We start from the raw sequence: 21219 nt of genomic DNA on the forward strand, positions 1-21219 counted from the left end.
AAGTCGCGCGTGGTTCGCGCATGGGTGTTAGCGCATGGGTGTCAAATTCAAAACAGATACCAGATGACCGGGTCGCGGGCGCGGGGTCGAGCGGTATCTCGACCCGAGCCCGGCGCCGCCGGCCCACCGGGCGCCGACGGCGATCGGTGGCCGACCCCACGGAGTGGAATCCGGGCGGCAGCCACCTGGAAGCGGCACCTGCCTGGAAAGGAGTCCGAAGATGCCCACCGCGCAGGAACTCGTCCAGGATATCGAGCACCGACGGCATGACGAGCCCGTGGGGAATGCTCTGCTGGAGGTCGCCGAGACCTGGACCGCGGAGGGCCCGGGTGTACCGCACCGGCGACATCGCCCGCTGGTGCCCCGACGGAGTCATCGAGTTCCGCGGGCGCCGGGACCGCCAGGTGAAGATCAGCGGTTACCGGGTGGAACTCGACGAGGTCGAGACCGTCCTGGCGGCCCACCCCGCGGTACGCGAGGCCCTGGTGGACGTCCTCGGCGAGGGATCGGCGCGGCGGCTGGTCGGGGCGGTCGTTGCCGCGCCCGGCACGGAACTTCAGGCGCTGCCCCGGCGGCTCGACGCCCACGCCCGGGACCGGCTCCCGTCGTTCATGGTGCCCTCCGCCATCGCCGTGGTTCCCCGCATCCCCCTGACGCCCCACGGAAAACCCGACCGCGGCGCGCTCGGCCCGCTCACCGCACGGCGCTCCGGCACCGGCGTGCGGGAGGAGCCGCGCGACGACCGGGAACGGGCTGTCGCCCAGGTGTGGGCCGACCAGCTGGACGTCGACCACGTCTTCCGCCGTGACAACTTCTTCTCCCTCGGCGGCGACTCGCTGCGCGCCGGCCAGGTCGTCCCGGCCCTCTGCGACCGGCTGGGGATCGCCGTGCCGGCCGGCCGCGACCTGCTGCACGCCCTGGTCGGCAACCCCACTCTGGCCGACTTCGCCGCGTTCACCCGCCGCCTGCCCACCTCCGGCGCTCGCCGCGACACCGACGACGGGGTCGACTTCGCCGCCGAGGCCGTCCTCGACCCGCGGCTGCGCCCCGCCGCCGGGCCGGCGGGCCCGCCGGCACTCCCGGCGACCGTGCTGCTCACCGGCGCCACCGGCTTCCTGGGCGCCCACCTGCTCGACCGTCTGACCAGGGACCCCGCGCACCTGGTGTACTGCCTGGTCCGCGCCTCCGGCGCGGAGGCCGCGCGCGACCGGCTCGCGGCCGGCCTGCACCACCACGGCCTGCCGTCCTCCGCCGCCTGGCGGGACCGGGTGCGGCCCGTGCCCGCGGACCTGGCGGCCCCCCGGGCCGGCTTGGCCGACGACCTGTGGAACCGTCTCGCCGACGAGGCCGACGCCGTACTCCACGCCGGTGCCCGGGTGAACCTCCTGTACCCCTACCGCCACCTGGCACCGGTGAACGTCGGGGGAACCCGCGCGATCCTGCGCCTGGCCGCCGAACACCGACCCACGGCGGTGCACTTCGTCTCGACGATGGATGTCCTCAGCGGGACGAGCCCCGCCGGGGTGCGGGAGGTCGCGGAGGACACTCCCCTCGGGCACCCCGAGCTCCTGCCCACCGGCTACGCCCAGTCCAAATGGGTCGCCGAACGCCTCGTCGCCCAAGGCGCCGAACGGGGACTGCCCGCCGCCATCCACCGCCCCTACGAGATCGCCGGAACCCGCGCTGGCGCGAACTGGAACACCGGCACCATGGTGTGCGCGCTGCTGCGGGCCATCGCCGACACCGGCGCCGCCCCCGCCCTGGACATCCCGCTCGACCTGATCCCCGTGGACTACACGGCCGAGGTCGTCGTCCGGCTCCTCCGGCAGGGCGGTGCGGACGGGCGCGTCTACCACGTCACCAACCCGCGCCCGGCGCGGCTGGACCTGGCAGTGGACCGTCTGCGCGCCATGGGCTACGCGGTGCGGACACGCCCGTACCGGCAGTGGAGCGACCAGATCGCCCGCCTCGCCGTGAGCGACCCCGGCCACCCCGTCGCCCCGTACCTCCCGCTGCTCCTCGACCGCGGCCGCCCGGACGGCGGGTGCTTCCTGCGCAGGCAGGAGTCGTTCCCCCGCTTCCGCCGGACGAACGTGCCGGGCGTGCTGCGCCGCGACGAACCCTGGTGCCCGCCCGTCGACGCCCGGCTCGTCGACTCCTACCTCCGTTGCCTGCGCGCCGGCGGATTCCTGGCCGCGCCCGACGCCTGCCCCCGCACGGGCTCCTGACCGCCCTCCCCGGAGCGGTCGCGCCCCGGTCCGCCCCGGCCTGCCGGGAAAACCTCATCAAGGAGTCGCCATGAGCCGCGCACACAACCAGCCTCCGACACTCGGTATCGAGGAGGAGTACTTCCTGGTCCACTCCCGGACCCGCTCGGTATGGCCCACCAGCCCGGCGGCGCTCGAACGTGCCATGGGCCGCGAGGACGCCTCCGTCACCAGCGAGTTCACCGAATACCAGATAGAAGCCCGCACTCCTCGTCGACCGGGTCCGTCCCGCCCTGCTCGATCACGGGGAACTGGAACCGCTCACCGCCCTCATCCGGCACCTCACCACCACCGGAAACGGCAGCGACCGGCAGCGGGCGGCGTTCACCCGCCGACGCAGCCTGCACGACGTCGTCGATCACCTCATCACGCAGACCAGCGGCCGCACGCCCCCGCGGATATCCACCGGCCTCGGCTGACCGCGCGCTCGGCCGCCGGGAAGGCGAGCGAGCGCCCGGACGACGGCCTCGACGCCTCTCGACGCCTCGCAGCCGACGCCGGGCGCACGGGGCGCCCGCCGCGTCGGTCACCGGCGTGCGTCAGACAGCCGTCGGGCCGCCCGCCGCCGGCGCCTGGCAGCCACTCCGGGCCACTGCGCCCCGGAGAGCCGGCCGGCGACCCGTCGCCCCGCGCCCGGGTCCGGGACCTCGCCGCCGCCTTCGACACCGCCCCGGCAGCGACGGCGGTGTTCAGCACGTTCACCCGGTAAGCGCCTCCGTTGCGTTCCCCGCTCCCGTCCGGCCGGGGTGTGCTGATGGGCACCACCGCCGGCTGTCTCCCCGCCGTCCCCGGGGCGGTCGGCGGCTACCGGCCTGTTGCGAGGATGCGTGTACGCCATGGCGATCCCGGTCTGTCCCCGGCCCGGCACCGTCCCTGGAGGGGAACGCCCGCCGGCCGTACCGCCGAGCCGCGAGCCGAGAGGCGGCCCGGGCGCGCGTACCCGCGCCGGGCTGTGCGGGTACGGCGCCTCCCCGGACGCCTACCACGTCGTCAAGCCGCATCCGCGCGGCAGTCGGCCGAAGTCCGCGATCCGCGCGGCCCTGGTCGCCGAGGCCCGGTCCCGGCGGCTGCGCCCGGCCCTGTCCGCCTCGGCGGTCGGGCGGCCGCAACGCCGTCCTCGCCCTCGGAAGGGCGCCGTGAGCGTGCGCCCGCCACCGGGATCCGTATCGCCACGCGGCCGCGCATCCGGGCGGCGCGGGCCGTCAGGAACGCCGCCCCCGCGAACGCCGCGACGAACACCGCCACGCGCAAGGAAGGAAGGTCTCGCCGGTATGCCGACACCGCCCCCGGAGGAACCGCCGGACACCCTCGGTTCCTCCCCTCTGCTGGCGGCCGTCGCCGCCCTGGCCGACCGCAGCCGGCTCTCGTCTTCCGACGGACCGCTCGTGTCCGTCGACGAGCTGAGGCTGTCCGTCCTGAAGGCTGCACTGCGGACCGGTGACACCGGCCTGCTGCCCGACGACCTGGCGGAGGAGGTCATCCGGGTGCGGGCCCTGGGCTTCGAGACGGTACGGATTCCCGGCGCCGACTCCGCCGAACTCGACGGCGCCCTGTGGACCCACCCCGACGACAGGCCCCGCCCGGCGCTCGTCATGCCCGGAGGGTGGACCGATATCGGCTGGATTCTTCTCGCGGCGCTGGCCGCACGGTTCCAGCAGTGGGGCTACCACGTCCTCGCCTACACGCCGCGCGGCTTCGGCGCGTCCACCGGACAGGTGGAAGGGGCTGGTCCCCTCGACGTCGCCGACGCGCGCAAGGCCCTGGACTTCCTGGACGAGCGGCTGCCGCGCCGGATCACCCGGACCGGATTCCTCGGCGAGTCCTACGGCTCGGGCATCGGCCAGCTCGCCGCCGCGCACGACCCGCGGGTGTCCGCCGTGGTCGCCATGAGCACCTGGGGTGACCTGGTCGAGGCGCAGTACGAGAACGAGACGCGGCACCTGGCGGCCATCCTCCTGCTGCGCGTCGTCCCCACCGAGGGCCGGCTCGCCCCGGAGACGCAGAAGGCGTTCGAGGACATCCTGGGCGGCAGGCCCATCGAGGAGGCCCTGGCCTGGGCCCGGGCACGCGCGCCGCTGACCGTCGTCGACCGGCTCAACGCCCGGCGCGTGCCGGTCTTCTACGTCCAGGCGTGGCACGAGACGGTGTTCCCGCCCAACCAGACCCTGCGGCTGTTCAACGCCCTCCGCGGCCCCAAGCGCCTGTACGCGGGCATCGGCGACCACTTCGCGGTGGAGCTGCCGAGCGTCGCCGGGATCACGAGCGAACGCGTTCTCACCGACGCCCGGCGCTGGTTCGACCGGTTCCTCAAGGGCGAGCGGAACGGCGTCGACACCGAGGACCAGGTCACCAGCGAGGTCATGTACACCCGTGCCGTCGAGACCCACGCCACGTGGGACGCCTTCACCGACCGGACCGAACGGCTCTACCTGGGTGCGCCGGGCGGCCCGCGGGGCCGCGGAGCGCTGAGCCCCGTGCGGTCCAGCGGCTGGAGCAGGGCGGTGCTGACGGGCGGCCCCGGTACGCCCGCGAGGGTCGCGGACGCCCTCCTCGTCACCGGCCTCCAGGAGAGGTTCGCGCATCCGAAGCGGTACGCCACGAACCGCTTCGACGCCGGCGCCTTCCGCAGCCGCGCCGCCGTCTGGCAGACCGGGCCGGCGGGACGGCGCGGGCTGCGGCTGCGCGGCGTCCCCGTCCTGCGCCTGACCTACGTCCCCGCCGCCGACCAGACGACGTTCGTCGCCTACCTCTTCGCCGCCGATCCCGTCGGCGGCGGCCACATCGTCACCCACGCCCCGTTCACCTCGCACCACGACCGGGCCGGCCGCCCCGCCACCGCCGAGATCAGCCTCCAGGCCACCGGCTTCGACGTTCCCTCAGGGTGGCGCGTGCTGCTGGTGCTCACCACCGCGGACCCCTTCTACGACAACGCCAACCAGCCGGACACCACCCTTGCCTTCACCTCGCCCGCGGGCCGGGAGAGCCACCTGGACCTGCCGACCGGCTGACGCGGCAGGGCGCGCCCAGCGGGCGGTCTGCGGGCAGCGGACGAGCACCCGCGCGGCGTCCCCGGCCCGGCGGCCCCCCGGACGCGCTCACCAGGGCGCGGGCACCGTTGACGCTGAACTGGTCGGCCGGTTCGCCCCGGACTCGCCGGGTGACCGCGTCGGTGTCCACGGTGGTGATGACGCGTTTGTATTCGTGGAACGTCAGGATGTCGTCCTCGTACCGCTGGTGCAGCCCGAGGTCGAGGGCTGACAGTCGGCTGACCTGTTTCGGAAGCCCTGCGAAGGAATTGCGGACCGCGGCTTCGACCGCGCGGACGCCGGCGGCAGGGATACGGCGGTGCGCGGCCGGGGCCCGGGCGTCACGCCTCCCGGTGGACCAGCACGTGGGCCAGCGCGGTCAGATCCCCCGCGGCGTCAGGGTCCGGGTCGGCGGCGGCCAGCGCGGCGAACGCGAGCGTCCGTTCCCGTTCCGCGGCGCGCTCGGCCAGCGCCCGGCCGTCCGCCTCGGTCACCCACCGGGTGGCCTGCGCGAGCCGGTCGCCGGCGATCGGCGTGTCGGCGGCGTACAGGCTGGCCAGCTCCCGGCCGGCCGGGGTGTCCGAGGCCAGGGCGGCCAGGACGGGATAGGTCTTCTTCCGCGCGGCGAGGTCGGCGGCCACCGGCTTGCCGGTGACGGCCGGGTCGCCGTAGATGCCCAGCAGGTCGTCCACGATCTGGAACGCCAGCCCCAGATGGCGGCCGAAGGCGGCCAGGTGGTCCGCCCGTGCCTCGTCGGCGCCCGCCGCCAGGGCCCCGAGGGCGCAGGCGCAGCCCATCAGCGCGGCGGTCTTGCCGCCGGCCATGGCCAGGTAGTCGACGAGGGTCACGTCGGTACGGGTCTCGAACGCCACGTCGGCGGCCTCCCCTTCCACCAGCTCGATCACGGCGTCCGCCAGCAGGGCGACCTGCCGGGCCGACCGCGGGCCGGAGGCGTCGGCCAGGACCCGGCCGGCCAGCGCCAGCAGCGCGTCCCCGGTGAGCACGGCGGCCGGAATCCCGAACGCCTTCCACACCGTGGGCCGGTGCCGGCGGGTCTCGTCCCGGTCGATGACGTCGTCGTGGACCAGGGAGAAGGCGTGCACCAGTTCCACCGCCACCGCCGCGCCGACCGCGTGCCACGGCGGCCCGCCGACCGCCCGGGCGCAGGAGAACGCCAGCGCCGGACGTACCGCCTTGCCCGCGGCGGCCGCCCGGGCGCGGCCGTGCTCGTCCAGCCAGCCCAGGTGGTAACCGGCCAGCGGGCGCACCCGGGGCGGCAGCCGGTCGGCCCAGGCCCGCAGGCCCGGTTCCACGTCGAGCCGGGCCCGGGCCAGCAACTCCCGCCCACGGCGCATGGACACCTGGTCGACCGGCATGGCGGACATCAGCCCCTCCTCACGTACCGGCCCCGCGGTCCACGGTGTGCCCCGGACGCGTCGGGCACACCGCCCGCGAACCCGTGGGAGCCGGTCCGGTCCATCACACCCCGGCCGCGGCGGGGAGGGAACACGCGCCCGACCGAGACGGTGTGAACACGCTGAACGCAGCCGTCCACGCCCGCGCCACGGGCGACGCCGGACTGGTGCGCCGCGGGGATTCGCGGAAACGTTCAGCACGTTCACCCGTGGACCGCGGCCGGCGGCTTCCCCGGCACGCACGGCCACGGTCTGCTGGAGGGGGGCGGGCTGGGGACGCCGGGCCGGCAGGAGGGGGCGGCCCAGAGGCGCCGGTGCCCGCCTCCCCCGCCCCTCCGAGGGCGTCCGGACACCGCGGCGCCCGAGGACGGGGCGCCCGCGCCTCCCCTGGAACGCTGATGACCGAAGGAGTCCGATGTCTCACACACCACCTCCCAGGAAATGCGGGCATCGCAGAAACTGTTCGGGAATAACCCGCTTCATCCGCAAGGTGATGGATGCCTGGAACGACCTCGCGGACGAGTGCCTGGACCGGGCGGCCTGCGCCGAACGCGACTTCCGTTGCTGTCTGAAGCGCATGGTGGAACCCCGGCCGTGCTGTGACTGCCACGACTGCGACGGGCGCCGGCACGACGGGGACTGCGACGACCGTGCGGAGCACGAGGAGTCGCGGCCCGCTGTCCCGGCGGAAGCCCACTGAACCGCCCACCCGACGGCAGGCACCAGCACCCGCGGCCGGCCCGGTCGGCGGGTGGTCCGCCCAGCCGGCACCGCTGGACGGCTGGGCGGGCCGGCCGCCGACCGACGCGGCGGTCCGGCACGAGGAAGGCATCCGATGAGCGTGGCCCGCGCACGCCTGCTGGCTCAGGTCGCGCGTCAGCTCGTGGCGGAGGAGGCCGCTCAGACGGTCCGGTCCGCCCGCGCGGGCGACCCCGGCGGGGCCTCGGCACAGCAGCGCCGGGCGGTGTCGGTCCGGGAGGCGTTCGAGCGGCTGGGACCGCTGTACGTCAAGGTCGGGCAGATTCTGTCCACCCGGCCCGACATCGTGCCGCCGGCCGTCGCACACGAGCTGGAGAGTCTGCACGACAGGGCGGTCGTCCTGCCGTTCGCGGCGATGGAGCCGGTCCTCCGGGAGGCGCTGGGGCACGGGTGGCGCGGCGCGTTCCGGACCTTCGACGTACAGCGGCCGCTCGGCGCCGCCTCCCTGGCCCAGGTGTACGCCGCGACGCTGGCCGACGGCACTCCGGTGGCGGTCAAGGTCCAGCGGCCTGGCATCCGGCCGGTCGTCGAGGACGACATGAGAATGCTGCGCAGGGCCGCCCGCTTCTTCGCCCGGCGGGCCCCCCGGTTCAGCGCCACCATAGACGTCGACGCCATGCTGGGCGTGGTGTTCGACGCGATGCGGCCCGAGCTGGACTTCACCGTCGAAGCACGCAACACCGAGCGGGGCCGCGCCGCCGCGCGCCGCTTCGAGCACCTCGACGTGCCCCGCGTCGTCGACGCGACCGAGAAGGTGATGATCCAGAGTCTGGCGCCGGGCACCGTCATCCGGGACGCCGACCGGGACGCCTTCAAGGACGAGCAGCGCGCCGCCATCGGCCGGGACCTGCTGTCCTTCATGTTCCAGGGCTACTTCACCGACCTGACCTTCCACGCCGACCCGCACCCGGGCAACGTCTTCGTCGCGCCCGGGCAGCCCGCCACCCTCATCGACTGGGGCATGGTCGGACGCGTCGACCGGCGGCTGAGCATGTCCCTCGTGCTCAGCCTGCTGAGCGTCGCCCAGAACGACGGCACGGCGCTGGCCAGGTCCTGGGTGGAGATGGGCAGGGCGACCCCCTGGGCGGACGTCGGGGCCTTCATCCAGGACATGACCGCCCTGGTGCCGCAGGTGGCCACCGCCTCGCTGGAGGAACTGGACTTCGGGGCCACCCTGACCCGCGCGCTGACCCGCGCCACGCGGCGCGGCATCCAGACCAGCCCCATGGTCTCGATCCTGGGCAAGTCCTTCGCCAACCTGGAGGGCTCCGTGCGCTGTCTCGCGCCCGAACTGCGCGTCATCGAGGTCTTCCAGGACAACCTGCGGGACATCCTGCTCGGCTACGCGCGCGACGCGCTGTCCGAGGTCCAGCTCGCCCGTACCGGCCTGGAACTGCTGCTCGGCGCGCTGCACCTGCCGGGGCAGGCCCGCGACCTGGCCCGCGACCTGGCCAACCACGAACTCGCCGTCCAGGTGGGCGACGTCAGCAAGGGGGACCTGTCCCCGCTGCACCAACGGGCGGACGCACGCTGGAAGAAGACGCTCCGGGCGGCCGCCGCGCTGGCCGCCGTCCACTGGTGGACGCAAGGGCGGCACCACCGCCGGCCGTAGCCCGCCACCCCTCGGACCGGCCCTTGAGACCGCACCGCGGCGTTCCGCTGCGGCGCGCGGTCGCGTCGGCGGTCGCGCGCCGCCGGAAGGGAGCCGTCCCGCGCCCGCTCCCGCCTTTCCCGTGGCGGTCCGCCCCCCCCGCCGACCTGGTCGCCGGGGGGCGGACCGTCCCACCGGTACGTCGTCGGCCCGTGGCCGGGTGCCTGGCCCTGGCACGGGTCCGTCCCGGTCAGGGGTTCTGTCCAGTGGCGCCCGCCACGTTCTGCTGCCGCGTACCACCGCGAAGCGTCCAGGCGGCCGTCGGCGCCCGGCGGATCGAGGAACCGCCGCATGGGGGAGTCCGGGTGGACACCGCGACGGCCTGCGGCCCGGGGCGCGCCCCGAGCGCGTCCAGCGGCAGGCTTCGCGGCAGCCGTCCGGAGTACGACAGGCGGCGGACGGTCGAGCGCGCGCGACTTTCGGTGCCGGCCGACTGTTCAAGGCGGGGGGCGGCGGCGCGCGCCGGGTGCTCGCCGGACCTGGCGCTGTCCGGCCGCGCGGGGCGAGCCGTCGCCACCCGCTGTGCGGGATCACGTCCGCGGCCGGCGCGGCCCCGCTTCGGCGGGGGGCGGTTCCCGCCGTCCGGCACGAGGCCGTTCAGGTCCGTACGGAGGCCCGGCTTCCGGCCGTCCGGGCGGCGGCCACGACCGGGGGCCGAGGTCCTGAGGGCGGCGGTGATGAACGGATCTTCCATAGGTGTATCCGTAGCGCCGCCTCCTGCCACGGCAGAGCGTCCCCGGGAGGGCGGGAACCCGGATTCACCCGGACGGCGTACCGGCGCCGGGCTCCCGGAGGGCGTCGTCGTCCACGGCCGTGGCTGGGCCCGGGAGGCGCGGACGGGCCGGACGCGAGGTGCCCCGCGCGTCGGCGCCCCGTGCGTAGGCGCACCGACACATGCGCAGGCCGAGACGGGTGGGAACAGGGAGTGGCGCTTCCGTTCCCGTCCTTGTGGCGCGTTCGGACGCACGGGCCGCGGAGCGCGGTGATGTCGTGCCTCCCTGTCTGCGCCCCCTTGCGCTCCGCGGAGTACGGGAAGGGCGGCCCCCGGCCGCGCCCCCGTGCGCGGCCGGGCTCCCGCGGGCGGCGGGCGACCTGGCGTGAGCCGGAGCGCGGCCGCGCCGGGTGGCCCGTACCGCCCCCGTACGAAAGGCCCGAGACGATGCCGAACCGCCGCCAGCCGAACGCCTCGCTGCGTGCCGCCCTTGCCGAGGCCGACTGGTCACACGCCCAACTGCTGCGCTGTGTCGCGCAGATCGCCGCCGAGAACGGCTGGGACGTCTCCCACGACCGCAGCGTCGTCTCCCACTGGCTCTGTGGAGTCCAGCCCCGCCCGCACACCGCGCGGCTGGTGGCCGAGGCGCTGACCCGGCGTCTGAACCGGGCGATCACCCCACCCGACCTCGGCTGGAGCGACGGTCCGCACGCGTCAGGGGCAGCCGCCGACGGGTGCCAGGGCGCGGCGGCGGTGTCCGAGCTGTGCGCGGCCGAGGCCGACCCCCGCCGCGCCGCCGACCTGCGGGCGACGCCCTACCAGGCCGCCCTGGCGCGGCCGACGCCGTGGACGGCGCCGCACCCGGCGCGGCCCCGGTCGCCCAGGGAGGCCGCGGACCGCGTGGGCACGGCCGAGGCGGAGGAGGTGGAGCGCATGGCGCGGGCCTTCCACCAGGCCCTCACCTCCTTCGGCGGGGCGCACGCGCGGCGCAGCCTGAGCTGCTACCTGCGCGAGGAGGTCACCGGGTGGCTGCGCGCGGACAGCGGCGAGGAGGCGCACCGCCGCCTGCTGCGCGGTGCGGCCCAGCTGGCCTTCCTGCTCGCCCAGTCGTGCGTGGACGACCTCGCCCACCATCTGGCCCAGCGCTACCACCGCCTGGCCCTGCGGCTGGCCCGTGAGGCCGACGCCCCGGACCTGTACGCGGTGACCGTACGCGCGATGAGCGCGCACGCCCAGTCGCTCGGCCACCACCGCGCGGCGCTGCGGCTGGCGGCGGCGGCCTGCGAGGTTCCGGTGCCGCGCGGGCAGACCGGCATCCGGTCCTTCCTGCTCGCCCAGCGCGCCGTGACCCGAGCGCGGGCCGGTGAGCGGCGTGCGGCCCTGGCCGACCTGGACGCCGCCCTGGAGGCGCACCAGGCACAGCAGGCGGGGAGCGCCGGGCCGTTCGTCCGGTACCCCTTCGCCGCCCTGGCCTTCCAGCAGGCGCGGACCTGGCGTGCGCTGGGGGACACCGACGGCGCGGTCGCGGCCTTCCAGACGTCCCTGGAGCACCGGGACGGCGGCCAGTACCGGCCGCGCGTCCTGGCCGGTGCGGCGCTGGCCGAGTTGCACCTCCTGCGCGGAGACGTGCCGGAGGCGTGCCAGGCCGCCGACTCGGCCTTCGCCGAGGGCCTGCGGCTGCAATCCGCGCGTACCGCCCGGGACCTGGCCCTGCTGCGCCGTCGGCTGTCCGGGTACCGCGGCAGCGAGCCGGTACGCGACCTCCTGCGCCGGCACCCCCTGCCACGCCGTGCGGCCCCCCGGCGCCTGGTCTGACGGACGTACGCCGTCCCGGCGGCCTGCGGGCCGCCGGGCCCCGGCCCGCGGGGACGGCGGTGTTCAGCACATTCATCCGGTACGAGCCGCCGCCCCGTTCCGCGCCGTCGCCCGGCCGCGTTCTGCTGGAGGACACCGAGCCGCGAGCCGGTCCGAGCGCCGGTCTCGGGCGGTCGGCGGCTCCCGGCCTACTGTGAGGATGTGCGTGCGCCATGGCGACCCCGGTCTGGCCCCTACTCGACACGGTCCCGGACGAGGAGCGTCTGCGCGCCCTGCCGCCGGACCGGTTGCCGGCGCTGGCCGCGGAGATCCGCCGCTTCCTGGTGGAGGCGGTGTGCGCGACAGGCGGGCACCTGGGGCCGAACCTGGGCGTGGTCGAACTCACCCTCGCGCTGCACCGCGTCTTCGCCTCGCCGCGGGACGCGATCGTCTTCGACATCGGCCACCAGAGTTACGTCCACAAGCTGCTGACCGGGCGCCGCGCGGACTTCGACCGGCTGCGGCGGCGGGGCGGGCTGTCCGGGTACCCGAGCCGGGCGGAGTCCCCGCACGACCTGGTGGAGAACTCGCACGCCTCCACCGCCCTGTCGTACGCGGACGGACTGGCCAAGGCCCGCGCCCTGGGCGGCGAGCCGGACCGGGCGGTGGTGGCGGTCATCGGCGACGGGGCGCTGACCGGGGGCATGGCCTGGGAGGCTCTGAACAACCTCGGCGCGGCGCCGGACCGTCCGGTGGTCGTGGTGCTCAACGACAACGGCCGCTCTTACGCCCCCACCGGCGGAGCGCTCGCCGCCCACCTGGCCGACCTCAGGCGGGGCGGCGCCGCGCAGGCGCGCCGGAACCTGTTCACCGCGCTGGGCCTGCGGTACCTCGGCCCGGTGGACGGCCATGACACGGCCGAGGTGGAGAGCGCGCTGCGCCGGGCGCGGGCGCTCGCCCACCCGGTGGTCGTCCACGTGGTGACCGAGAAGGGCAGAGGGTACGGGCCGGCCGAGGCGGACGAGGCCGACCGCCTGCACGCGGTGAGCGCCGGGCACTCTGCCACCGGCACCGGCACCGGCACCGGCACGGTCGCCGCGGCGCCACCGTCGTGGACCGAGGTCTTCGGTCAGGAGCTGGCGGACCTGGCGGCCGAGCGCGCCGACCTCGTCGCGGTCACGGCCTCCATGCTGCGGCCGACCGGCCTCGCGCCCATGGCGAGCCGGTTTCCGGAACGGGTCTTCGACGTCGGGATCGCCGAGCAGCACGCCGTCACCTCCGCGGCCGGCCTGGCCCTGGCCGGCTACCACCCGGTGGTCGCCGTCTACGCGACGTTCCTGAACCGGGCGTTCGACCAGATGCTGATGGACGTGGCCCTGCACCGGCTGCCGGTGACCTTCGTCGCGGACCGGGCCGGGATCACCGGCCCCGACGGCCCGTCCCACCACGGCATGTGGGACGTGAGCACCCTTGGCGCGGTGCCGGGCCTGCGGATCGCCGCCCCCCGGGACACCACCCGGCTGCGGCTCCTGCTGCGCGAGGCCGCCGCGCTGCGCGACGGCCCCGCCCTCCTGCGCATCCCCAGAGCAGCGGCCGGGCCGCAGGTCGATCCGGCGGCGCGCATCGACGGCACGGACATCCTGCACCGCAGCCCCCGCCGTCCCCTGGACGTCCTGCTGGTCCCGGCGGGCCCGCTGGCCCGAGCGGCGCTGGAGGCCGCCCGCGCCCTGGAGAGCCACGCGCTGGGCGTCACCGTGGCCGATCCCGGCTGGCTGCTCCCGGTCAGCCCCGCCCTGCCCGCCCTCGCCGCCCGCCACCGGCTGGCCGTCACCGTCGAGGACGGCACCCGCGCCGGCGGCTTCGGCTGCGCCGTCGCGCTGGCCTGCCGGGACGCTGCCGTCGCCACGCCGGTGCTCACCCTCGGGCTGCCGCCCGCGTTCGTCCCGCACGGCGCCCGCGACACCCTCCTGACCGAGGCGGGCCTCGACGGCCCCGGCATCGCCCGGTCGGTGCTGCGCGCCCTGACCGACCGGCCGGACGGACCCGGCCTGGCCGCCCCGGCGACCGCCCGGAGCGCCCGATGAACCCCGGCCGCCCCGACGCCCCCGCCCCCGCCCCGCCCGGGACCACCACCCCGGCGCGCCGACCGTCCCGGCGCCTTCAGATCGGCCGCGTGCCCGTGGGCGGCGGCGCGCCGGTCTCCGTTCAGACCATGACCACCACGCGCACCGCGGACGTGGACGCCACCCTGCGGCAGATCGCCGAAGTCACCGCCGCCGGCTGCGACATCGTCCGCGTGGCCGTGCCCGGCCGGGACGACGCCGAGGCCCTGCCCGCCATCGCGGCCAAGTCGCCGATCCCGGTGATCGCGGACATCCACTTCCAGCCCCGCTACGTCTTCGCCGCCATCGACGCCGGCTGCGCCGCGGTGCGCGTCAACCCCGGCAACATCAGGAAGTTCGACGACCGGGTCGGCGAGATCGCCGCCGCCGCCTCCGCGGCCCGGGTGCCGATCCGCATCGGCGTCAACGCCGGCTCCCTCGACCCGCGCCTGCTGGCCAGGTACGGGCGCGCGACCCCGGAAGCCCTGGTGGAGTCCGCCCTGTGGGAGTGCTCGCTGTTCGAGGAGCACGGCTTCACCGACCTGAAGATCGCGGTCAAGCACCACGACCCGCTGACCGTGATCGCCGCCAACCGCCTGCTGGCCGGGGCGTGCGACTACCCCCTCCACCTCGGCGTGACCGAGGCCGGACCGGCCTACCAGGGCACGGTCAAGTCGGCCGTCGCCTTCGGCGCGCTGCTGGCCGAGGGCATCGGCGACACCATCCGCGTCTCGCTGTCCGCCCCGCCGGTCGAACAGGTCAAGGCGGGCTGCCACATCCTGGCCTCCCTCGGCCTGCGCCCCCGCAAGCTGGAGATCGTCTCCTGCCCCGGCTGCGGCCGCCTCCAGGTCGACATCCACCGCCTGGCCGCCCGCGTCGAAGCCGCCTTCGACGGCTTCCCCCACCCGCTGCGCGTCGCCGTCATGGGCTGCGTCGTCAACGGCCCCGGCGAGGCACGCGAAGCCGACCTCGGCGTCTCCTGCGGCAACGGCAAGGGCCAGATCTTCGTCAAGGGAGAGGTCGTACGGACCGTTCCCGAGACCAAGGTGGTCGACGCCCTGGTCGAGGAGGCACTGCGCCTGGCACCCGCCACCGACCCGGCGCCCTGACGCGCCCGGCCCGGTACGGGACCGAGGCTTTCGCCTGCGCCGCGCAGGAGCCTTCAGGAGCAGTTTCGGGGTCGGCCCCGCGAGACACGGCGCCGCCTCGGCCGGGCCGCTGCCGTCGGCCTGGCCAGGGCGCCGGACATCGCCGTGCGGTCCCGTACCAAAGGCTGTCCCGCAATCCCTGGCGGGCTCCCGACGCCAGCTACGGCCACTCGCGGCGTTGGCGAAACGTCCGAATAGAACCACTATTCGGACGCTCCGCCGCCTTGCGATTGACCGCATCTGACGCCGCTCGCTGATCCACCAGGGATTACGGGACAGCCTTTAGGGCAGGCGTTCGATAGGGCGCGGGTCTCGGGTGCCGGCCGTGGTGCGGGGCGTGACGCGCATGCGCAGTCCGCGGGGCCGCAATGTCGTGCGCGGGACGGGGCGGGCCTGGTGGCCGGGGGAGTGTGTCAGGCGCCAGCGGGCGGTGATGGTCGCGAGGGCGAGGGTGGCCTCGTTCATGCCGAAGGTGTCGCCGACGCATTTGCGGGCGCCGGTGGAGAAGGGGAGGTAGGCGTGGCGGGGCGGCTGGGGGCGCCCGGGGTCCCAACGGTCGGGGTCGAAGACCTCGGGCCGGTCGTACAGGTCGGGGCGGTGGTGGATGAGATAGGCGCTGTAGGCGACGGTGGTCCCGGCGGGCAGCAGGTGTCCGCCCAGGCGGGTGTCGGCGGTGACCGTGCGGGTGAAGAGCCAGTTCGGCGGGTACAGCCGGAGGGTTTCGGTGATGACACGCCCGGTCAGCTCCAGGCGGGGCAGGTCGGCGTGGACCGCCGGGGCACCGCCCAGGACGGCGTCGACCTCGGTGTGGAGCCGCTGTTCGATCTCGGGGTGCCGGGCGAGCAGGTCCAGCGCCCAGGCCACGTTGGAGGCTGTGGACTCCGTCCCGGCGATGAAGAAGGTGACGATCGTGTCCCTGATCTCCGCGTCGGTCATACCGCCCCCGTGGTCTTCGGGGTCGTGGGCCGCGATCAGGGCCGAGAGCAGGTCGCCGTGGTCGGTGCCCTCGGCGCGGCGCTGGGCGATGATCCGGTCGAAGGTGTCCCGGAGGCGGGCGCGGGCTTGCTCGTAGGAGCGGTTGCCCGGGGTGGGGAGCCGGTCCAGCGGGGGGACCAGGAACATGCGCCAGAAGACCCCGTTGAGGACGGTGGTCACGTCGTCGAGGATCTGGCCCTGCTCGGTTGGCGGCAGGGTGCCGGAGAACATGGTGGCGGCGGTGACCCTGGAGGTGAGCGTCATCATCTCGGCGAGGACGTCCAGGGTCTGTCCCGCGTGCCAGGAGCCGATCACCTCGTCGATGCGGGCGGTCATGGCCTGGGCGTAGCCGGGGAGCCGGGCGGAATGGAAAGCGGGCTGGGCGAGCCGCCGCAGTCGGCGGTGTTCACCGTGCGGACAGGTGGCGAGACCGTCCCCGAGTACTTCCCGCATGCGGTCGAAGAGCGGGCCCCCTTTGTCGAAGACGCGGTCGTCGAGCAGGGCCTGCCGGGTCAGGTCCAGATCGCATATCACCATCACGGCAAGGGGGCCCAGCCGGATACGGACCAGCTCCCCGTGGGCGGGCAGCGACCGCACGAAGGCCAGGGGCGTACGGATCAGCGGCAGGGCGTGGCCGAGGAGCGGCAGGGCGCTCGGTGCTGTGGGCACGGAGTCGTGGATCATCGGTCGCGCATCCTTGTTCGCGTGTCGTCGGCGAGACGGCGGGGCCGGCCTGGGCGGGTACCGCCCGCACCGCGGGCGGAGTCCGCGGTCGGCCGCGTCGCCGGCAGGCGTCGTGGGCTGCACCCGTCAGAAGATGGCTTCCAGGTGCTGGTGCTCCCGGTCGGCCTCCGCGGACGAGGCGGGGATCGTGTAGCGGGTCGTGGTGCGGTACCAGTGCAGGCAGCCGTTGGCCCATTGCCGCATGCCGGCCACGACGTCGAGGATCCTGGCCTGGTCGGGCTCGGTGAGATCCGTCTCGGCCAGGGCCGCAAGGAGCCGGTGTTCGGCGCTGGTGAAGTCGTCGATGCGCTGCCGGATCTGGTCGCAGGCCATCTCACGTGCCTGGTCCAGGTCGGATCCGGTCGCCTTCTGCTGGACGAGGACGAGGTTGTGCAGGTCGCCGCGCTGAATGTCGAGCTTGAGCGAGTGGACGTCGTTCTGCCAGGCGACGATGTCGGCCGCGGCGGCGACGAGACTCTGATAGCCGGGGCTGGTGTAGACCGCCTCGGGGACCTCGAAGCCCTGGCTGAATTCCACGAGGTCGAATCCGAACTCCATGCCGACCGAAAGGCGCCTGGTCTCCAGGAAGTTCCCGAGTTCTGGAATCGTCCCGATCCGGCGGTTCTCCGACTCTCTGGAGAATCCCTGGAAGAACATGTCCAGATGGTGGGCGAATCTCTCGTAGAAGGCCGCCGACACCTTGCGCCGGGTCCGCTCCGACAGGTCCGCGACGGACCGGGTGAACGCGGTGGGACGCGTTACCTGTTCGTGCCGACCGGTTTCGATCAACGTCATGAGACGGCGGTGGTGCGGAGACCAGGCATCCGGCGAGTCATAGGCGGGCAGGGTGTGCAGATCGTCCAGGACGAAGGTGACGAAGAGCCATTCAGCGCAGATGCCCAGGTCCTCGAAGGGAGCGGCGGGATAGGTCCAGGCGACGAAGCGGCCGTAGCCCGCGTCGAGCCTCCGCCTTCCGGCAGGGGTCGCCGTCATGCCCACGCGTTCCGCGTAGTCGCGTGTGTACGCCTCGATCTGCTCCTCGTGGGGGCTGACCGAGGGGAACTCAGGTTCGGAGAACGTCGGAATCTTCAGTGATGCCACGGCGAAAAACCTCCTTCGCGGAGTGCGCGAAGCGGACGGAGGGTGGGCAGGTGCTGGTTCCCGCTGGTGCGGGCCTCTGCTGTGGAGCGTGTCGCGGTGCCTTTCACAGGGTGCGGACGCGGGCTTCCCGGCCGAGGTCGTCGACGGCTTGGTGCCACAGGTCGGCGAGTAGGGTGCGGCCGGCAAATTCGTCAGAGGCCAGGAAGGTGGCGTGGAGGCGGTCCCGGTAGGTGATCCAGGTGATCATCAGGGGCTGGCGGGGAATCCAGGGGGGCAGGGCGTAGACCGCCTGTGCCTGCCTGCCGCCGAATGCCACCGAGGTGCGGCCGCGGATGTCGACCACGGCCAGTTGCACGAACCGGGGGTGGGTGGACACCCGCACGACGAACTTGCCGCTCCAGCGAGGAAGGCGCCCGAGGAGGGCGGCCTGGTGCCGTCTGACCTGGGCCAGATGCTCGGGCGTTATCCGCTCGCGCAGGATTTCCAGACGGCGCGGAGCGGAGGGTTCGCCGCACGGAAGCGCGATGTGGTCGGCGCCGGACTGGTTGCCCAGGCACGGGTACGGGGCGCGGGGGGAGCGCAGGCTCAGGCCCATGGCGGTGCGCACCGTCTGGCGGGGGTGCGGCCAGTCGCGCGGGAAGCAGCCTCGCAGCAGGGACGTGACGAGGGCCAGGCACACCTGGTTGACGGTGGTGCTGGTCGTGCGGGCGATGGCCTTGAGCCGGGTGAGATCGGTGTCCGTGGTGGTGGCCAGGCGCCGGGAGCCGGGCGGTGCGTCCAGGGCCGACCAGCGGGCGGGCCGCCGCAGCAGGGGCAGCACGTCCCTGACCACGCCAGGTTCAAGGCGGGGGACCGGTGGTGTGGTGGGACGCCTGGTGGGGCGCGAGGGCGAGGGGGCGAACAGCGTCCTGACGGTACGGGCGGCGGCCTGGCCGTCCTGGTAGCCGTGGTGGGCGCGGTAGCACAGGGCGTGTCCGTGGCCGGTGGGGACCGCCCACAGCCCCCACAGGGGACGGCCGGGGTCGAGCGGCAGGCCCAGCATGGCGTTGATCACACGGTCGGCGAGGGGGCCCGGCCCTGGGGCGGGCGCGGCCAGGTGGAGATGGTTGCGGACGTCGAACGCGGGGTCCGGCTCCCACCTCGGCCTGCGGGCGGTGCCTGCGGCGCGGAACGTCAACTCGGGGGCCAGCGGGAGGCGTTCGGTGAGGTGAGCCGCGAGCGCGTCCAGGCCCGGCGGGTCACCGTCGAAGAGGAGCACGGCTCCCAGGTGCATGCAGCCTCCGCCGAATCGGCTCTCGTCCAGCAGGGCGCGGTCGATCGAGGACTGGGGGACGCTGGTGTCCGGGGTGCCGAGAGGGCCGGGGCGAGCACTCATGGGGTCCCTCCGCGTGAGGTGGTTGCGTGGCGTGCGCGGGCGGTGGGCGGCCGCTGGGGCGTTCGCCAGGTCCGGGCCGGTCGGAAGGGAGGAGTCCGGCAGGCTGGGCCGAGAGCCGGGACGCCCTCTACGAGACCGGCGTCGGCGGTGAGATCCGAAACCTCGCGCAACGCGTCAGGGACCACGGGGATTCGCCGGGCAGCGAGCGTGAGAGCGCGCGCCGAAAAACCGCTCTGCCCGGGAAACGTATGCGCGACGTCATACGTGGAGGGACCCTCGGCGGAACGGGTTGTTCTAATCATCGCGGCCACGGTCTGCGGCGACTCTCTTGGAACGCGCGGAGCCACTACGCCCTCCCTGCTCCTGGCGGCGCCCAGAGCCCGATACCCGGCACCGAATGAAGAGATTTCAGGCGCGATCGGAAGCGGCATGGCGCAGCGAAAACAGAACCCGACCCGGCGCGCGCGTCAGCGGAACCGCCGACCACTTCGCCCTTGACAGGCTCGCCGGAATTTCAGCACACGTTATTGTCTGTCGCCCGCGCGTCGTCCGGAGCAAGTCCGGGGCCTGCGGATACGTGAACGCGGTGAAATCGGAACGAGTGCGGCCACTTTTTTGCAGGCTCATTCCGTGCGGCAGCCCCGTGGGGTTGACCCTGGCGACGGCTGCGGCCAGACCTGCGAGAAGGACACCTGTATCAGCGGCGCCTGACTTGCTCGGACGGCCGGACGCCCCGAGCGCCACCGACGGGCAGCGCCCGGCCGTCGTCCCCCTGCCACTTCACCTGACAGCCGCCGCACATCGAGAAGGCACCTGCCGCATCCGTCGTGGGCTCGTTCGGTCATCTCCGGGTCCGTACCGCTCAAGGTTCCTCTCCTGCTCCGCGGACAGAGCAAGCAGGTTTGGCGGCCGCACCCGGGATGATTCCGAATCAGCCCAGGAAAGACAGCCGGACCTGACGGTTGGCACTATCGACATTTGTATCCGCCAACCTCCGCTAGGGCAACTTACGGTAACTCCTCACGGGCCCACCTCGCACCCTTGGAGCGAGGCGGGGACGGGTTCCTGCCCCACCTCACCAGTTCGGCTAGCGACACGGCTGGCTCAGGAGCTCTCCTTCGCCGGGCGACCCAACTCGTCAGCCCTACCGCGCTGCCGGCGCCGGTTGCCCCGCCGTGTCCGGCGCGTCGAACGGAAGGCTTCGGCTACCTGGACAAACCGCGCCAGTTCGCCCGCGCAGTCGTTGCCGCCCGGCGACGACGTTCTCGCGGTCGTCCGGGAAGCCGGGCGTACCCCCGACGGGCGCGGGAGACCCGGCCGGATCCGGCCGCCCGCCGCGGCGCGGACGCTTTCGTACACGTACGGGCTGAGCGACCACGGCCATGTCCTCGGCGGATACGGGACCGGCTCAGCTGGGTACTACTTCTTTTGGCCCCTGGGGCCGGACCACCGACCTCTCCGGCCTCGGGAACTCCGGCATGTGGACCCGCGCGGTAGGACCCGACCGGCACGGCCGGAAAGCCGGCAGTCACAACACGTCCGAAAGCTACACCGGCGTCTGGGCCTTCGTCTGGCAGCACGGGAAGCTGACCGACCTCGGCGTGCCCGAAGGCTGCGCGGGCTGGGGTCGTGCCCTCAACGACCGCGGTGACGTGGTAGGAACCGTTGCCAGACCCGGAGCCGAACGGCCCGTGCTGTGCAGCGAGGGCACAACCATGGACCTGCCTGTCCCCGGCCAGGGCCCGGGAGTTGCTCAGGACGTCAACGACCGCCGGGAGGTCGTGGGGTACTTTGAGCACGCCGACACCGGCAACCCGCACGCCTGCCTGTGGCGCAGGGGAGAACTCACCGACCTCGGCGTCCCTGCGGGCTATTACCTCAGCAGCGCGGAATTCATCAGCGAACGCGGCGACATTCTGGGCCACGCCGACCGTTGACTTATCCCGTCTCCGGGTCCCTGACATGCCGGAACGGCACGTCTTCCACTGGACGGTCGACTGACCCCGCCACGGGCCCGACAGGCCGCCGCCGCGACCTGTCGGGCGCGGTCCCCGGCGGGCCGTCGGCCGGCCCCTCGTGCTTCCCCTCGTGTGGCACGGCCGACGCCGGACCCCGTCAGCGGCCGCCGCGGTGCTCGGCGATCTCGTTCTCCAGGAGCGCCACGGCCCTGG

At 74.2% G+C, this 21219-nt stretch carries 13 protein-coding genes; 8 read left to right on the plus strand and 5 right to left on the minus strand.

The window, feature by feature from the left end; genetic code table 11:
• Nucleotides 1–329 precede the first annotated feature (329 nt).
• Nucleotides 330–2228: a thioester reductase domain-containing protein gene (locus RKE29_RS04975; protein ID WP_312003794.1), complete on the plus strand. Its 1899-nt coding sequence runs from the start codon at nt 330–332 to the stop codon at nt 2226–2228.
• 218 nt (nt 2229–2446) lie between these two features.
• Here the strand turns inward: RKE29_RS04975 and RKE29_RS04980 are convergent, their stop codons facing one another.
• A complete protein-coding gene (locus RKE29_RS04980) occupies nt 2447–2629 on the minus strand; it encodes a hypothetical protein (RefSeq protein ID WP_312003795.1) in 183 nt (60 codons plus the stop codon).
• A gap of 909 nt (nt 2630–3538) precedes the next feature.
• Here RKE29_RS04980 and RKE29_RS04985 point away from each other — a divergent pair.
• Nucleotides 3539–5275 carry an alpha/beta fold hydrolase gene (locus tag RKE29_RS04985; protein WP_312003796.1) on the plus strand — a complete coding sequence of 579 codons (1737 nt, stop codon included), beginning with the start codon at nt 3539–3541 and terminating at the stop codon, nt 5273–5275.
• Nucleotides 5276–5634: 359 nt separating this feature from the next.
• Here RKE29_RS04985 and RKE29_RS04990 read toward each other — a convergent pair whose 3' ends face one another.
• A complete protein-coding gene (locus RKE29_RS04990) occupies nt 5635–6678 on the minus strand; it encodes a polyprenyl synthetase family protein (RefSeq protein WP_312003797.1) in 1044 nt (347 codons plus the stop codon).
• A 523-nt stretch (nt 6679–7201) separates the two neighbouring features.
• Between RKE29_RS04990 and RKE29_RS04995 the strand changes: the two genes are divergently transcribed.
• The 5 genes from RKE29_RS04995 to ispG all read left to right on the plus strand — a co-directional run bounded on the left by RKE29_RS04995 (nt 7202) and on the right by ispG (nt 14835).
• Complete coding sequence (locus RKE29_RS04995; RefSeq protein ID WP_312003798.1) at nt 7202–7408, plus strand: hypothetical protein; 207 nt, start codon at nt 7202–7204, stop codon at nt 7406–7408.
• Nucleotides 7409–7543: 135 nt separating this feature from the next.
• Nucleotides 7544–9079: an AarF/UbiB family protein gene (locus RKE29_RS05000; protein ID WP_312003799.1), complete on the plus strand. Its 1536-nt coding sequence runs from the start codon at nt 7544–7546 to the stop codon at nt 9077–9079.
• A gap of 1198 nt (nt 9080–10277) precedes the next feature.
• Nucleotides 10278–11645: a hypothetical protein gene (locus RKE29_RS05005; protein ID WP_312003800.1), complete on the plus strand. Its 1368-nt coding sequence runs from the start codon at nt 10278–10280 to the stop codon at nt 11643–11645.
• Between the two features lie 212 nt (nt 11646–11857).
• Nucleotides 11858–13708, plus strand: a complete 1851-nt coding sequence (locus RKE29_RS05010; protein WP_312003801.1) for a 1-deoxy-D-xylulose-5-phosphate synthase — start codon at nt 11858–11860, stop codon at nt 13706–13708.
• Nucleotides 13705–14835, plus strand: a complete 1131-nt coding sequence (gene ispG, locus RKE29_RS05015) for a flavodoxin-dependent (E)-4-hydroxy-3-methylbut-2-enyl-diphosphate synthase (RefSeq protein WP_312003802.1) — start codon at nt 13705–13707, stop codon at nt 14833–14835. The genes RKE29_RS05010 and ispG overlap by 4 nt, the downstream gene beginning before the upstream one ends.
• A 321-nt stretch (nt 14836–15156) precedes the next feature.
• Here ispG and RKE29_RS05020 read toward each other — a convergent pair whose 3' ends face one another.
• The 3 genes from RKE29_RS05020 to RKE29_RS05030 all read right to left on the minus strand — a co-directional run bounded on the left by RKE29_RS05020 (nt 15157) and on the right by RKE29_RS05030 (nt 19048).
• Nucleotides 15157–16533 (minus strand): cytochrome P450, encoded by a 1377-nt coding sequence (locus tag RKE29_RS05020; RefSeq protein WP_312003803.1) that lies wholly within the window; start codon nt 16531–16533, stop codon nt 15157–15159.
• 126 nt (nt 16534–16659) lie between these two features.
• Nucleotides 16660–17673 (minus strand): hypothetical protein, encoded by a 1014-nt coding sequence (locus tag RKE29_RS05025; RefSeq protein ID WP_312003804.1) that lies wholly within the window; start codon nt 17671–17673, stop codon nt 16660–16662.
• A gap of 103 nt (nt 17674–17776) precedes the next feature.
• On the minus strand, nt 17777–19048 hold the full coding sequence (locus RKE29_RS05030) for a wax ester/triacylglycerol synthase domain-containing protein (RefSeq protein WP_312003805.1): 1272 nt from the start codon (nt 19046–19048) through the stop codon (nt 17777–17779).
• Between the two features lie 1478 nt (nt 19049–20526).
• On the opposite strand from RKE29_RS05030, the gene RKE29_RS05035 reads away from it, so the two are divergent.
• Nucleotides 20527–20985, plus strand: a complete 459-nt coding sequence (locus RKE29_RS05035) for a hypothetical protein (RefSeq protein ID WP_312003806.1) — start codon at nt 20527–20529, stop codon at nt 20983–20985.
• Nucleotides 20986–21219: the final 234 nt, after the last annotated feature.

The sequence above is a fragment of the Streptomyces sp. B1866 genome, assembly GCF_031932565.1.
GTDB lineage: Bacteria > Actinomycetota > Actinomycetes > Streptomycetales > Streptomycetaceae > Streptomyces.

Excerpts from the sequence above, each read along its gene's own strand:
- RKE29_RS04985 (WP_312003796.1), top strand. The coding sequence starts at position 3,539 with ATGCCGACACCGCCCCCGGAGGAACCGCCGGACACCCTCGGTTCCTCC.
- RKE29_RS04990 (WP_312003797.1), bottom strand. The coding sequence starts at position 6,678 with ATGTCCGCCATGCCGGTCGACCAGGTGTCCATGCGCCGTGGGCGGGAG.
- RKE29_RS04995 (WP_312003798.1), top strand. The coding sequence starts at position 7,202 with ATGGATGCCTGGAACGACCTCGCGGACGAGTGCCTGGACCGGGCGGCC.
- RKE29_RS05000 (WP_312003799.1), top strand. The coding sequence starts at position 7,544 with ATGAGCGTGGCCCGCGCACGCCTGCTGGCTCAGGTCGCGCGTCAGCTC.
- RKE29_RS05005 (WP_312003800.1), top strand. The coding sequence starts at position 10,278 with ATGCCGAACCGCCGCCAGCCGAACGCCTCGCTGCGTGCCGCCCTTGCC.
- RKE29_RS05010 (WP_312003801.1), top strand. The coding sequence starts at position 11,858 with ATGGCGACCCCGGTCTGGCCCCTACTCGACACGGTCCCGGACGAGGAG.
- ispG (WP_312003802.1), top strand. The coding sequence starts at position 13,705 with ATGAACCCCGGCCGCCCCGACGCCCCCGCCCCCGCCCCGCCCGGGACC.
- RKE29_RS05020 (WP_312003803.1), bottom strand. The coding sequence starts at position 16,533 with ATGATCCACGACTCCGTGCCCACAGCACCGAGCGCCCTGCCGCTCCTC.
- RKE29_RS05030 (WP_312003805.1), bottom strand. The coding sequence starts at position 19,048 with ATGAGTGCTCGCCCCGGCCCTCTCGGCACCCCGGACACCAGCGTCCCC.
- RKE29_RS05035 (WP_312003806.1), top strand. The coding sequence starts at position 20,527 with ATGTGGACCCGCGCGGTAGGACCCGACCGGCACGGCCGGAAAGCCGGC.